General features: G+C 69.5%; 14 protein-coding genes. 11 read left to right on the top strand and 3 right to left on the bottom strand.

The genetic code is table 11. The features are described 5' to 3' along the window. The first annotated feature begins 8 nt into the window (after positions 1-8). Positions 9-974, top strand: a complete 966-nt coding sequence (locus ACGFW6_RS33180) for a YgfZ/GcvT domain-containing protein (RefSeq protein ID WP_393518269.1) — start codon at positions 9-11, stop codon at positions 972-974. A gap of 21 nt (positions 975-995) precedes the next feature. On the opposite strand, the gene dtd is transcribed toward ACGFW6_RS33180, so the two are convergent. Next, positions 996-1421, bottom strand: coding sequence for a D-aminoacyl-tRNA deacylase (dtd, locus tag ACGFW6_RS33175; protein ID WP_393518266.1), 426 nt, complete (start codon positions 1419-1421; stop codon positions 996-998). 158 nt (positions 1422-1579) lie between these two features. On the opposite strand from dtd, the gene ACGFW6_RS33170 reads away from it, so the two are divergent. After that, positions 1580-2203, top strand: a complete 624-nt coding sequence (locus ACGFW6_RS33170; RefSeq protein ID WP_393518263.1) for an aerial mycelium formation protein — start codon at positions 1580-1582, stop codon at positions 2201-2203. A gap of 168 nt (positions 2204-2371) precedes the next feature. Then, positions 2372-3631: a GNAT family N-acetyltransferase gene (locus tag ACGFW6_RS33165; protein ID WP_393518256.1), complete on the top strand. Its 1260-nt coding sequence runs from the start codon at positions 2372-2374 to the stop codon at positions 3629-3631. Positions 3632-3854: 223 nt separating this feature from the next. On the opposite strand, the gene ACGFW6_RS33160 is transcribed toward ACGFW6_RS33165, so the two are convergent. Continuing rightward, on the bottom strand, positions 3855-4034 hold the full coding sequence (locus ACGFW6_RS33160) for a hypothetical protein (RefSeq protein WP_269641300.1): 180 nt from the start codon (positions 4032-4034) through the stop codon (positions 3855-3857). A gap of 175 nt (positions 4035-4209) precedes the next feature. On the opposite strand from ACGFW6_RS33160, the gene ACGFW6_RS33155 reads away from it, so the two are divergent. Further along, positions 4210-5127, top strand: coding sequence for a winged helix-turn-helix domain-containing protein (locus ACGFW6_RS33155; protein ID WP_393518252.1), 918 nt, complete (start codon positions 4210-4212; stop codon positions 5125-5127). A 75-nt stretch (positions 5128-5202) separates the two neighbouring features. On the opposite strand, the gene ACGFW6_RS33150 is transcribed toward ACGFW6_RS33155, so the two are convergent. After that, entirely contained in the window at positions 5203-5391 is a 189-nt protein-coding gene (locus ACGFW6_RS33150; RefSeq protein WP_062723799.1) for a hypothetical protein, read from the bottom strand. A gap of 154 nt (positions 5392-5545) precedes the next feature. On the opposite strand from ACGFW6_RS33150, the gene ACGFW6_RS33145 reads away from it, so the two are divergent. The 7 genes from ACGFW6_RS33145 to ACGFW6_RS33115 all read left to right on the top strand — a co-directional run bounded on the left by ACGFW6_RS33145 (position 5546) and on the right by ACGFW6_RS33115 (position 14115). Then, entirely contained in the window at positions 5546-6424 is an 879-nt protein-coding gene (locus tag ACGFW6_RS33145) for a winged helix-turn-helix domain-containing protein (protein WP_393518249.1), read from the top strand. Further along, positions 6424-7161, top strand: a complete 738-nt coding sequence (locus tag ACGFW6_RS33140) for an HAD family hydrolase (protein ID WP_393518246.1) — start codon at positions 6424-6426, stop codon at positions 7159-7161. The genes ACGFW6_RS33145 and ACGFW6_RS33140 overlap by 1 nt, the downstream gene beginning before the upstream one ends. A 39-nt stretch (positions 7162-7200) precedes the next feature. Then, positions 7201-8094, top strand: coding sequence for a GntR family transcriptional regulator (locus ACGFW6_RS33135; protein WP_393518243.1), 894 nt, complete (start codon positions 7201-7203; stop codon positions 8092-8094). Between the two features lie 149 nt (positions 8095-8243). Beyond that, positions 8244-10442, top strand: a complete 2199-nt coding sequence (locus ACGFW6_RS33130) for a phosphotransferase (protein ID WP_393518451.1) — start codon at positions 8244-8246, stop codon at positions 10440-10442. Between the two features lie 37 nt (positions 10443-10479). Next, positions 10480-11367, top strand: coding sequence for a hypothetical protein (locus tag ACGFW6_RS33125; protein WP_393518240.1), 888 nt, complete (start codon positions 10480-10482; stop codon positions 11365-11367). A 23-nt stretch (positions 11368-11390) separates the two neighbouring features. Then, entirely contained in the window at positions 11391-12038 is a 648-nt protein-coding gene (locus ACGFW6_RS33120; RefSeq protein WP_393518237.1) for a TetR/AcrR family transcriptional regulator, read from the top strand. Between the two features lie 40 nt (positions 12039-12078). Then, positions 12079-14115, top strand: coding sequence for a HelD family protein (locus ACGFW6_RS33115; RefSeq protein WP_393518234.1), 2037 nt, complete (start codon positions 12079-12081; stop codon positions 14113-14115). The last annotated feature ends 82 nt before the right edge of the window (positions 14116-14197 follow it).

Here is a 14197-nt window from a genome sequence, read left to right as displayed (position 1 = left end):
CTTGTCCCATGAAGAGCCCCCTGCTGACCCTGCCCGGCGCCGTGCCCGCCGAGGGCGTGGACGAAGGTGTCGCCGCCCACTACGGCGATCTGTTCCGCGAGCAGCGCGCCCTCGCCGACGGCACCGGCTTCGTCGACCTGTCCCACCGCGGAGTCGTGGCCGTCACCGGCGACGACCGGCTGAGCTGGCTGCACCTGCTGCTCACCCAGCACGTCAGCGACCTGCCCACGGGCGAGGCGACCGAGGCGCTGATCCTCTCCGCGCACGGCCACATCGAGCACGCGCTGTACCTGGTCGACGACGGCACGACCGTCTGGGCCCATGTCGAGCCCGGCACCCAGGAGGCGCTCATCGCGTACCTGGAGTCGATGAAGTTCTTCTACCAGGTCGAAGTCACCGACCGCACGGACGACTTCGCGGTCGTGCACCTGCCCGCCGGATCCATCGCCGAGGTGCCCGAAGGCGTCGTCGTACGCGAGACGGCGTACGGCCGTGATCTGTTCCTGCCCCGCGCCGACCTGGAGTCCTACGCCGAGAAGGCGGGTCCGGCGGCCGGCATCCTCGCGTACGAGGCCCTGCGCGTCGAGCAGCACCGCCCGCGCCTCGGCTTCGAGACGGACCACCGCACGATCCCGCACGAGCTGGGCTGGATCGGCACGGCGGTGCATCTGCAGAAGGGCTGCTACCGCGGCCAGGAGACGGTCGCCCGCGTCCAGAACCTCGGCAAGCCCCCGCGCCGCCTGGTCTTCCTGCACCTGGACGGCAGCGAGGTCCACCTGCCGACTCCCGGCACCGAGATCCACCTCGCGGACGAGGGCCCCGACGGCCGCAAGATCGGCTTCATCACCACATCCGTACGCCACCACGAGCTCGGCCCGGTCGCACTGGCCCTGGTGAAACGCAACGTGGCACCGGACGCACAGCTGGTGGCGGGGGAGACGGCGGCGGCGCAGGAGGTCGTCGTCGAGCCGTAGCCCCTCGGCTCTCCGCCCTTCTCAGATCTCCAGCAGCACGGTGAACGGGCCGTCGTTCGTCAGGGACACCCGCATCTTGGCGCCGAACCGGCCCGTCGCCACCGTCGCGCCCAGGGCGCGCAGTTGGGCGACGACCTCGTCGACGAGCGGCTCGGCCACCTCGCCCGGGGCGGCGGCGTTCCAGGTGGGCCGGCGGCCCTTGCGGGCATCGCCGTACAGGGTGAACTGGCTGATGACGAGGAGCGGGGCGTCGATGTCGCTGCACGACTTCTCGTCGCCGAGCATGCGGATCGACCAGAGTTTGCGGGCGAGTTGGGCCGCCTTCTCCTTGGTGTCCTCGTGCGTGACGCCGACGAGCACGCACAGCCCCTCGCCGGCGATCTCCCCGACCGTCTCCCCGTCCACGACGACGCTCGCGCCGTCCACCCTCTGCACCACAGCTCGCATGGCGCCATCATGCCGTGTGCACGGACGTGCCTCATAAGGGGCTTCTTTTATGCTCCTTAACCCCCCATCTGGGGCTGTTCATGGGCACTCGGTCACATAGGTGCCACTTGTGATGGCACGATGCTCCTCACACGCCGGTCGAGGGGACGGTAGAGCACATGAGCACACCGAGTACCGAGCAACCGCTGGGGGCTGTCGTGTTGACCCACGCGGCCCAGCTGGACGGCCTGCGGCCGCCGACACAGCGCACCGCCGACGATCCGGGCCCCGGCCCACACGCACGGCTGCCCGTGGAGCCGCCCGAGCACGACCTGACCGCACTCAGTCTGCCCGAACTGCGCACCCTGCGGCGCGACGCCCAGCGGGACGAGGCGGACCTGAGTTATGTACGGCGGCTGCTGCAGGGGCGGATCGACATCCTGCGGGCGGAGCTGGCGCGGCGCTCCCCGGCGGGCGCGGCGTCCGTCGTGGACCGTCTCCCGGAGATCCTCACCGACGCCCCGGCCCGCCAGCGCTCCTCCGCCCGTCATGTGACGCTGGGCACGCCGCAGAGCGAGGAGTACGGGCGGCTGGCGGCCGACATGCTGGCCGAGGTGGAGCTGTCGGACCTCCAGGCCCGCACGGACGCCGAGCTGAACACCGCCATGGGGCGCCTCGTGCGCTACGAGCAGCAGGTGTCGGGCCGCCGCCAGCGCCTGCAGCGGACGGCGGACGAGTGCGGCGCGGAGATCACCCGCCGGTATCGGGACGGCGAGGCACAGGTGGACGACCTGCTCATGTAGCAGGCCGCGCCGCCGGTCGCGCGACGTCATCCACAGGCTGTGGAAAATTCGCCGGAACGGGTGGCCGGGGTGTCGGCGGTCGGTCGAAGTCGGTCGGCCGACCGCCGGGGCCCTGGGAGCGGGCGAAAATTCGGCGACACCCCGCGGACACCGACCTACCGTGGCCCCATGAGCCGTCCCGTACCCCACATCGACGTCCGCTCGATCACCGAGGCCGACATTCCCGACTGGAGCCGGGCCCTGAACACCGGCTTCCTGCGCACGCCCGACGTCGCCGAGACGGAGGTCGCGGACCGGGCGTCGTACATCGTCCCGTCCCGCACGCTCGGTGCCTTCGACGCCGGCCGCTGCGTCGCCACCTTCCGTTCCTTCGCGCAGGAGCTCACCGCGGTCGGCGGCGCCACCGTCCCCGCCGACGCCATCTCGAACGTCACCGTCACCCCGACCCACCGCCGCCGCGGACTGCTCAACCGGATGATGGCCCAGGACCTCGCCGCCGCGAAGGACCGCGGTGACGTCGTGGCGACCCTGATCGCCGCGGAGTACCCGATCTACGGCCGCTACGGCTTCGGCCCCGCCACCTGGACGGCCCAGTGGAGCGTCGACGTCCCCCGCGCCGGCCTCGACCCCCGATGGGCCGGCCCCGACGACGGCGGCCGTATCGACCTCGTGGACAGCGCGGACGTACGCAAGATCGGCCCGGAGCTGTTCGAGCGGGTGCGCCGGGCGCAGCCGGGTGCCGTCGACCGGGACGAGCGGTGGTGGCAGGTCAGCACCGGGGCGGTGCGCCTGGACCGCTCCCCGTGGACGGAGCCGTTCTTCGCCGTGTACCGCTCGGCGGGCGGCGAGGTCGAGGGGCTGGTGAAGTACACGGCGGACGACACATGGGGCGACGGCAAGCAGCCGCTCAACACGGCCTCCGTGACCTGGCTGATCGCGGCGACGCCGCGGGCCGAGCGCAACCTCTGGTACTACCTGTGCTCGATCGACTGGATCACCACGGTCAAGAGCGGCTGGCGGGCCCCCGACGACCTGCTGCCCTTCTACCTCCCCGACCCGCGCGCGGCCAGGATCACGACACTGGCGGACTGGCTGTGGGTGCGGGTCCTGGATGTCGTACGGGCGCTGGAGGCGCGTACGTACGAAGGGCAGGGCACGCTGGTGCTGGAGGTCGTGGACGGGGCCGGCCTGGCGGGCGGCCGCTACCGGCTGGACGCCTCGCCGGACGGCGCGTCCTGCACGCCGACCACGGCCGCGGCGGACCTCACCCTCGACGTCGCCGAGCTGAGCGCCCTGTGGCTGGGCGACGAGTCCGCCGTACGGCTCGCCGCGCTGGGGCGGGTCCGGGAAGAACGAGCGGGCGCCGCCAAGGTGGCCGACGCCCTGCTCCGTACGTCCAGGCGGCCTTGGTGCCCGGACATGTTCTGAGACTCCTCTCTCCCGACGACAGGTCTGCTCATCCGTAGCGAGCTGTTCAGTTGTGGTTGTTGATCAGTGGTGCCTGTTGGTGGTGCGTCTTCAGTTGTGGCTGTGCGGTCGATGTTCAGTTGTCGGTGTGGAGTTGTGACTGTGCTGACCGTCCGGGCTCCCGGCTCCCCTCCGGAAGGGAGCCCGGCCGGCCGAACCTGTCCCCGGGCCTTCGTGAGAAGACCTACTGGGCGAGCAGCATGACGAGGATCACCGCGCCGATGCCGCCGATCATGGTGTTCTTGGCCTTGATGCCGATGGACAGGGCGAGGAAAGCGATGATGCCCATCGGCCCGTACTTCCACTGGATGAGTTGTTCGAATCCAATGACGAGCGCGGCGACAGCGAGGTAGACGAGCGGCATGCAGGTCTCCCTTCGGGGACGATGGTCGACAGAACCGACGCTTGTGGCCAACACACTTGAAGCTTGACCATGTTGCTTAAGTTGGCGACCAACTTCACTGTACTTATCACCGCTTGGAAGCGTCTCATAACCACCTTCCCGGGAACTGCCTAAAGATGGCGGGAAGTTGTAGTGTTTGGTCGTGGAGCCGAAACACGCCTCCGTCAATGGACGGAAGAGTTCACAGCGGCCACAGAAGTCACACCGGGAGGTGGCCGACGCGCTGCGCGCCCGGATCACCTCGGGCGAGTTGCGGCCCGGTCAGCGCATGCCCACGCAGGCCAGGCTGGCCGACGAGTTCGGCGTCGAGCGCGGGGCCGTACGGCAGGCGCTGCGCATCCTGCAGTCGGAGCATCTGCTCACCAACGTCTCCAAGGGCGCCCCGGCCACCGTCGCCCCCGACCTGGGCAAGGCGCTGACCGGCCCCGGAGCCCCGCCGGCGCCCACCATGGTGGCCCTCGCCCCGCGCATCGCCTCCGCCTTCGCGGCCCCGCACGTGGAGATCGACGCCCTGTGCCTCACCGCGGTCTCCCTCACGCTCGCCATCGGCGAACCGCTCCGCCAGATTCACGCCGGACGGCTGAAACCGGCCAAGGTCGACTTCCGGGTGCTGCTGCCGAGCCGGGACATCCCGCTCGCCTTCCCGACGTCCGTGGACGACTCGGTCGACGACATCGACGTACAGCTGCGCCGCCGCTGGCTCGCCCAGCGCAACGCCCAGGGCCAGGTGCTCCGGCACAACCTGCTGGCGCTGCGCTCCACGCACGGCATCGACGTACAGGTCACCTTCCGGGCGCTGCCGTTCACCCCGCCGGTGAAGCTGTACCTGCTCAACGGCACGGAGGCGCTGTTCGCTTACTACACGCTGAGCCGCCGCGAGGTGGAGATCGGTCAGCAGCATCTGGAGATGTACGACGCTCCGGGCATCCAGTCCACGCTGTTCGCCTTCGACCAGGGCGCCGGGCTGCGGGACATGACGTTCGTGGAGCAGTCGCACGTGTGGTTCAACGCGTTGTGGGAGACGATCAGTTCGGAGCTTGTGCTCACGAGCTGATCGTCCCCCACATCGTTTGACCTGTGTGTTCGTCGCTGTCGCGGCGCGCATGACGGCTTGCGGGACGCGCATGGATCATAGGGCGGGTCCCGAGACCAGGATCGCGAGGACGACGGCCCCTATCGAACTGACAGCCGGGCTCTTGGCCTTGATGCCTATCGTGAGCAGCAGCAGGCCGATGATGCCGGTGGCACCGTACTTCCACTGGAGGGTCTGTTCGACGCCTACGACGAAGACGGCGGAGAGGAGTGCGAGGACGGGCATCTGTGTTTCCCCCTTCAGGCTCCCGGGAATGGAAGGATTACTTCCGCCAACTCAACCAACTTGACGCCAACTCTGACTAAGTTGTCCCCACTTGGCCCCTACTTTGAAACAAGCTACAAACAACTCCCACTAGATGGGTGCGAGTTGTAGCGTTTTGGTCGTGACCCAGGAGAACGTGGCAGTGAACGGCAGCAGGAGACTCTCGCCCCAAGAGATCGCCGACGTCCTGCGGGAGCGGATCCGCGTCGGAGAGCTCAAGGCGGGCGACCGCCTGCCCACCCAGGCCGAGCTGGCCGAGGAGTTCGGCGTGGAACGCGGCACCGTACGCCAGGCCCTGCGCGCGCTCCAGGACGACGGTCTCCTCACCAACGTCAGCAAGGGCAGCCCGCCCCGGATCGCCCTGCCCACCCCCACGCGGGGCGCACCCCAGCCGACGATGGTCAGCCTGGCGCCCCGCCTGACGGAGGCCTTCGCCGCGCGGCACGTGCGCGTGAACGTCGTCTGCCACACCTCCGAGACCCTGATGCTGGCCCTCGGCGAACCCCTCCGCCTCATCCACGAGGGCTCGGTCCACCCGGAGTCGATCGACGTCCGCATCCTCCTGCCGTCCCGCGACATCCACCTGGCGTTCCCGGTGTCGGTGGAGGGCGGGGAGGGGGACGACCCGGTCCACAGGCGCTGGCTGGAGATGCGCAACGCCCAGGCGCAGGTCCTGCGGCACAACCTCCAGGCCGTCCGGGCCACGCACGGCATCGACGTCCATGTCACCTTCCGGGCTCTGCCGTTCACCCCGCCCGTCAAGCTGTACCTCCTCAACGACGAGGAGGCCCTGATCGGCTACTACGTCCTCGCCGAACGCCAGGAGGAGTACGAGAGCCAGACGCTGGAGATGTACGACGCACTGGGGTCGACCTCCCTCCTCTTCTCCTTCATGAAGCAGGCGGGCCAGCGTGACGCGGCGTTCGTCGTGGAATCCCAGAAGTGGTTCGACGCCCTCTGGGAAACCATCACGACTGACCTGACACTCTCCTAGTGACTAGTGATACGGCGCAGACTGATCTGGTGACGGTAGAGACAGGGAACCTGCGAGAACTGATCACCCGTGCTCGTTTCATCCTCTTCGACTTTGACGGCCCCATCTGCCGCTTGTTCGCGGGGCACAAGGCGGAGCAGGTGGCGAAGGAACTGGTCGCCTGGCTGGAGCAGCAGGGGCTGCGGGAGCTGCTGACCGAGGAGGAGCGAGTCCATCCGGACCCGATGGTCGTGCTGTATGCCGTCAACAGGCGGCATCCGCGCAGCGATCTGGTGGCCGAACTGGAGGAGCGACTGACCCAGCAGGAGCTCAAGGCGGTGGGGTCCGCCATGCCGACGGCCTACGCGGACCCCCTGATACGCACCTGGAAGGCCATCGGCAGCCGCTTGGCGGTGACCACGAACAACTCACCTCGCACCGTGACCGGTTACCTCTCCGTCCGCGGCCTCGACGACTGCTTCACGCCGCACGTCTACGGCCGCACCACCGAGCTCGACCTCCTGAAGCCCAACCCGCACTGTCTCAACCGCGCACTGAACGCCATGGGCGCCGCCCCTTCCGCCGCCCTGATGATCGGTGACGCCCCCACGGATCTGTACGCCGCCGAACGGGCCGGCGTGCCGTTCCTGGGCTACGCGCGTAACGAGTACAAGGCGAAGCAACTGAGGGACGCGGGCGCCGAGACCGTGGTCGGGTCGCTGCTGCCGGTGCTGCGGCTGCTGTGGGATCAGGCTTGAGCCATCAGGAGTACGCGCAAGAGGAGGTACGGTCGCGATGTGAGCGCGGAACGTGGTGATGCCGGCGTCGGGGAAGACCTCCTGCAGACGCTGCGTACGCGTATCGCCGACGGCTTCTACCCGATGGGTTCCGTGCTGCCCGCGCAACGCGTGCTCGCCGAGGAGTTCGACGTGTCACGCGACACGGTGCAGCGCGTACTCCGTGAGCTGAAGAGCGAGGGATGGATCGAGTCCCGGCAGGGCAGCGGAACGCGGGTCGTGAAGCCGCCGACGCATTCCACGACCCAGACACAGGATGTACCGCGTCTGCGGGCGGCGCTGGGTCGCTTCGTGGCGCGGGCCTTCGCGCAGCCGACCGTGCGGCTGGATGTCTTCACCCTCACCTCCGAGAGCCTGGACGCGCACATCCGGCTGCAGGCCGAACGCATTCGTCTGGGGGAGATCAGCCCCGAACGCATCGAGCTGCGGATGCTCCTGCCGGACGAGGCCGTCGCGCTGCCGTATCCCCGGGCGAATCGCTCCGCCGAGGACGAGGGCGACATGGAGGCCATCGACACACAGCTCCAGGAGCGGTTGCGCGGGATCACCCGTCGGCACACGTCCTCCCTGCGCGCCGCCCTTCGGGATCTGGAAACGGAGGGGCTGGTCCCGTCCGTGACGGTGGAGGTGCGGAAGGTGCCGCTCGTACCACCCGTCAAGCTCTATCTGCTCCGGAACGCCGAGGCGTTGGTCGGCCCCTACGAAGTCGTGGTGCGTTCGATCCTGCTGGACGACGAGACGGAGATAGACGCCGTGGACGTCCTGGGGCTGGGGTCGACGCTGACCCGGCACGTCAACGACGAGGGCGATCCCAACTCCACGGGGTCCGTGTTCATGGAGAGCTGGCAGGCCGCTTTCGACTCCTGGTGGGATCTGCTGGCCACGCGGCCCTGAAACGGGTCCGTCTCGACTGCGCCACTCTTCGGCCCCGTTGGCCACACGAACGTGCCCACGGCACTAGAGTGTCGCCACTTTCAGTGTCGCATGGATGTAAGCGACTTCGCATAGCTTTCCAGCAGGAGTGCTCCTTGGGTGATCGACCAATGCCCGGAGCCCGTCGATCGGTGTACGACGATTTCGTGCGCTACGCCCGGGCGTTGGGGGAGTTCGGCCGGGGGCACCACAACGTCAACTACATGGTGCGGCCCCTCAACGAGGTGGACCGGCGGCTCGTCGGCTGCGAGGACGGGCAGCCGATCACGCTCCGGAAACGCATCCGCTCCGCACTGCCCGTGGTCATCAGGACGTGGCAGGACGAGGCGGAGATCCTCCGGGCTGTCGGCACGGTCCTGCCGCATGTGCCGCGCTGCCTGGTCCAGGAACAGGACCTGACCGTCCTGAGCTATGTGCAGGGTGTGCCGCTGTCCAGTATCTGCCCGAACGGCAAGCCGGTGGACCCCGATCTGATCTCCGCCCTGGCCGGGTTGCTCACCGATATGACCCAGGTACGCAGAAAGGATCTGCCACCGCTGCCGCAGAGCTGGCCCCGCAACAGCCGGGACAGCCGGGCCTTCCTGCGGGCGCTGGCCCATGCGGCGGAGCAGCAGATCAGGCAGCGCAACTGGCGGAGGTTCGGTGGACTCTTCGCCATGCTGGGCATTCCCGAGGACGCCATGGTGCGGTTCGCCGAGCGTGTGCCGGCGATGAGCAGCCGCCCTTTCAGCCTGCTCCACACGGATCTCCATCGCGACAACATCATCGTGTCGTACCACGGTGATCCGCCGTTGATCTGCGTCGACTGGGAGCTCGCGAGTTACGGCGACCCGCTGCACGACCTCGCCACCCACCTGGTGCGCATGCAGTACAGCGAGAATCAGTGGTGGGATGTCGTGACCGCATGGCGCGACAGCATGTGGAAGCGGCGCCCCAAAGCGGTCAACGGCCTCGACCGGGACCTGAAGCACTACGTGGCCTTCGAACGTGCCCAGTCCGTCTACCCCGACGTGATGCGCGCCGCGACCTCGCTGGGTGACTCCTACGATCAGCGGGACCTGGAGGGTGCCACCCGCGCGGTGCGCAGGGCGCTGGAGGCGGCTGAGGAGCCCCTGCGGCTCAAGAGCGTTCCGAACGAGAGGGCGATCGAGCGCATCCTCTTCCGCTGGAACGCATCTCATGGCAAGCGGCACAGCCGCGACCGGGCGGTGTCGTCGATCACGTGGGTGCGCGACCCGAGGGTGCCGCAGCACCCGTTGTTCCCCCCGACGGCAGTGCAGGAGGCACTGTTCGAGGAGGGTGCGGCTTCGGCGGACCGCGTGTTCAAGGGGACGGCACACCTCAGCACGGCGGTGCGGGTGGCCGGATACCCGGAACCGGTCATGGTGCGGCGCAAGGTGGGGACAGGCAGTCCCCTGGAGCGCCGGTTCCTCAACGAGCACGTGGTGCTCAGGGCGATCGAGGCGTCAGGGGTGCTGGTACGCGCTCCACGGGTCCTGGCCCTGGGCACCAGTGAGCTCGGGGACCAGTTCACCATCCACTCCTACGAGGGGCCGAAGGCACAGATCCGGCATCCGGCCCATCCGGCGGACGGTCTGCTGCCGTACGAGGCGGACGACCTGGTCAACCAGCTCTGCGCGCTGACGTTCGTCGACTGCGAGAAGCTCGGTCACGCCGTTTCGCACACGGACTTCTATGTGCACCTCAGTCGCGAGCTGATCCGCATGGTCACGGAACTGCCCAAGCAGACCGCCGATCTGGCACGCGAACTCGGTCTGCCCAGCAGCTTCAGGCTCGGTGAGATCCTCGGGCGGCACATGGTGACGCCCCGTCGGCCCGTGCTCCTGCACGGCGACCTGAATCCGTGGAACGTCGTGCGACGCGAGGACGGCAGCGGGCTGACCCTCATCGACTGGGAGATGGCGATGGTGGGTGACCCGCTCTATGACCTCGTCCGCCACATGCACCTGACCCCGACCCTGCCGGACATCCGCGAGCGCCTGTTCGCCCGTTGGTCCCGTCTGCTGCCGGAGGACTGCACGAAGGGCTGGCAGCAGGACTGGCGCGTGTACCGCTGGATCGAGACCGTCCGCTCGGCCTACGTCGATCTCGACAGACTCGTGACGGGCGACAGTCTGGAAGCCCCCAACGTCCGCCGAGCCGTCGAGCGGTACGCCATGACCTTGACGGAGGCCACGGCGAACCTCGGGCTGCAGGCCAAGTCCACGGCCAACCCCTATCTTGCCCTCGCGTTGCCGCACGGAGACCATGGAGGCCGGTTGTCGGGCGGTTACACCGACGGCGTGTGACTCCGGTCGGCCGTTTCGCACGGGGGAGGGGCTGCGGATGCCCGGTGCCGGAAGCAGACGGCCCGAAGACGGTGTGGGCGACCGGCTGAAGCGATTACAGGCACGCTACGAGCCCGTCGTCACGCGGTTGTTGTTGCTCGGCATCTTCGTCACAGGGCTGATCGCGCAATTCGTGAAACCGGTGGGTGAGGCCCTCGAGGGCAAGGCGTTCCTCGGAGGCGCACTTCTCAGCCTGGTCGGCTATGTGCTGTACGACACCGTGAAGGACCTGGCCGAGTCCCTCCGAACGCCCACACGGGCGCAGGTGAAGTCGCGGGAACTCGGTGCCTTCGTGACGGAGGCGTTCGAGGCCCGGAACGTGGAGATCAGCTTCCTCGGCTACACGGGCGAGACGCTCTATCACGCGCTCTACCACCGTCTGGAGGGCTTTCTCGACGACCCGGGTCCCACGAGGCGCGTCTCGGTCAGGTTCCTGGTCCCGGACTTCCGGCAGCCGATGATCGTGCCCTCCAGGGTGGGTGAGAACGGGGAGCCGGTCGACGACGAGCAGTTCCGCAAGCGCCTGGAGCTGAAGTGCCAGGACTACGACCGGTCGCTGTCGGCGATCGCGGAGCGGCTGACCACGGTGGGACGGGTGACGGTCGCGTGCGAATACCGCTTCTACCCGGGCATACCGCGGGACAAGGTGTGCATCTTCAACAGGGAGCTGGTGCTGCACGGCCTCTACGACGTGGCCGCCCGCACCATGGGTCTCGGCTCGGAGCCCGAGTACTACGACCCCAAGGGCTACCGGACCGACCTCAACGTCTGGTCCCGCGAGGACAGCGACGACGCCAAGGCCGCCGTCGCGACCTGGAACAAGCACTTCGACGACCTGTGGACCCTGGCCGAGAGGCCGCCCTGGCGTCGCAGTGCGGCGGCCTGAGGGGACTGCGTAGGCTCGCGGCCATGAGCGATGACGGCACCTCCGAGCCCGGCCTGCGTGAGCGCAAGAAGCGGCGGATGTACGAGACCGTCTCCGAGACGGCCATCCGGCTGTTCGTGGAGAAGGGCTTCGACGCCGTCTCCGTCGCCGAGGTCGCCGCTGCCGCCGAGATCTCCAAGCCGACGCTGTTCCGGTACTTCCCGGTGAAGGAGGACCTCGTGCTGTACCGGATCGCCGATCACGAGGACGAGGCCGCGCGGGTCGTGCGGGAGGGGCCCACGCCCGTCGAGGCGCTGCGGAGGCATTTCCTGGAGGGGATCGAGCGGCGCGATCCGATCACCGGGCTCAATGACCATCCCGCGGTGCTCGCCTTCCACTCGCTGGTGTACGGCACGCCGGCCCTGGTCGCCCGGATGTACGCCTACCTGGAGCGTTCGGAGGCCGCGCTCGCCGAGGCGCTCGGCGGTGGGCTCGACGCGCGGCTCGCGGCGGGGCAGATCGTGGCCGTACGGCGGATCCTCGCGGAGGAGAACTGGCGGCGCGTCTCGGCGGGGGAGCCGGTGGCGGAGGTGCAGAAGGACGCGGTGACGGCGGCGGAGCGGGCGTTCGGGCTGCTGGAGGCCGGTTTGCCGCCCTTGGCCGCCACGCACAGCAAGCGTGAGGCTGAGTAAATAATTTAACTCGGTCACGTTTTCCGGTTACGCTCCTGGAATGACGCCGACCGAGACGCCGACCGACCCCGCCCTCCGGCACACCCTCATCCGCGAACGCGCCCACCACGACCGCTGCCGCACCGCCCTCACCGGCATGGTCGAGGGCGCCGACGAGCAGGTCGTCATCGGGGAGAACGCCTCCGCGTCCGGCGCCGACGCCGAGGTCCTCGGCTACCGGCTGCGCAGCCAGGCCAAGGCGCTGCACGAGCTGCCCGAAGGGCCGTTGTTCTTCGGCCGGCTGGACTTCAGCGGCGGCGAGCACCAGGCGCTGCACATCGGCCGGCTGCGGATCACCGAGCACCCCGCCGAGCCGCCCCTCGTCGTCGACTGGCGTGCCCCCGTCTCCCGCGCCTTCTACCAGGCCTCCGCCCGCGACCCGCAGGGCGTCGCCGTACGGCGGCGGTTCGGCTGGGCGCCGGGCAGCCGCGGGGAGTCCGGCGACCTGACCGGCCTGGAGGACGAGCACCTCGACCGGGGCGAGTCCCGGGCCAGCGAGATCGTCGCCCGGGAGATCGAACGCCCCCGCGTCGGGCCCATGCGCGACATCGCCGCCACCATCCAGCCCGACCAGGACGATCTCGTCCGCGGCGACCTCGCCGTCTCCCTGTGTGTGCAGGGCGCCCCGGGCACCGGCAAGACCGCCGTCGGCCTGCACCGCGCCGCGTACCTGCTCTACACCCACCCGCAGCGCATCCGGCGCGGCGGACTGCTGATCCTCGGACCCAACCGGACCTTCCTGTCGTACATCTCCGAGGTGCTGCCCGCGCTCGGCGAGACCGGGGTCCGCCAGTCCACCCTGCGGGACGAGATCGCCCGGCATCCGGTCAAGGCGACCGATGGCAGGGACGCGGCCGTCCTGAAGCACGACGGGCGGATGGCGGAGGTGCTGCGGCGGGCCCTGTACGCCGGAGTGGGTGCGGGGCCGCACGCCGGTGCCGTGGAGATTCCCGACGGGTCGTACCGGTGGCGGGTCTCGGAGGGACGCCTGGAGCGGATCCTGGCCGGGGTGCGGGACGAGGAACCGCCGTACGCCGTGGGACGGGAGCGGGTGCGGACGCGGATCGTGCGGGTCGTCCAGGAGCAGGCGGAGCGGCGCGGCGGGCCGCCGGGTGCCGCGTGGCTGCAGAGGATCTCGCGGGCGCGGGCGCTCGGGGCGTACGTCGACGCCGTGTGGCCGCGGGTTCGGCCCGAAGAGGTCGTGGCCCGACTGTTCATGGAACCGCAGGTGTTGGAGGCGGCCGCCGACGGGCTGCTGGACGCCGACGAGCAGAAGGCGCTGCTGTGGGCGAGGCCGCCGCGGTCGTGGAAGTCGGCCCGCTGGTCGGCCGCCGACCTCGTGCTCCTCGACGAGGTGGCCGGGCTCATCGAGCATCCGCGGCAGTACGGCCATGTCGTCGTCGACGAGGCGCAGGATCTGTCGCCGATGGAATGCCGGGCGATCGCGCGGCGGGCGGCGTTCGGGTCGGTGACGGTGCTGGGGGATCTGGCGCAGGGCACGACGCCGTGGGCGGCGCGGTCCTGGCGGACGGTCCTCGGCCATATGGGCAAGCCGGACGCGGCGGTCGTCCCCCTCACGACCGGGTTCCGGGTGCCCGCAGTGGTACTGGAGCTGGCCAACCGGCTGCTGGAGCGGGTGGACGTGGAGGTGCCGGCGGCCCGTTCGCTGCGTGGGGACGGGGAGCTGCGGTTCCGGGAGGCGGGCGGCGATCTTCCGGGCGCGGTCGTGGCGGCCGTACGGGACGCGCTGGACCGGGAGGGATCCGTGGGGGTCGTCGCGGCCGACACGGACGCGACCCGGGTGCGGGACGCCCTGGTGGCGGCCGGGATCGAGACCGGGGGCGCGGAGGAGGTGGGGGCGCGGGTGGCCGTCGTACCGGCGAGCGTGGTGAAGGGGCTGGAGTACGACCATGTCGTCGCCGTGGAACCGGCGGCGATCGTCGAGGCGGAGGAGCGGGGGCTGCATCGGCTGTACGTGGTGGTGACGCGGGCGGTGGCGGGGTTGGAGGTGGTGCATGGCAGGCCGTTGCCGTTCTGAACGGGGCGCGTGCACGGCCCGCCATGCACCGCCGCCCTATGCGTCAGCGTCAGCGGCGGCGGTGCACGGTCCGCCATGCACC

Source organism: Streptomyces sp. Y7 (assembly GCF_043195415.1).
Classification (GTDB): domain Bacteria; phylum Actinomycetota; class Actinomycetes; order Streptomycetales; family Streptomycetaceae; genus Streptomyces.
This window is presented reverse-complemented; position numbering and strand designations above follow the sequence as displayed.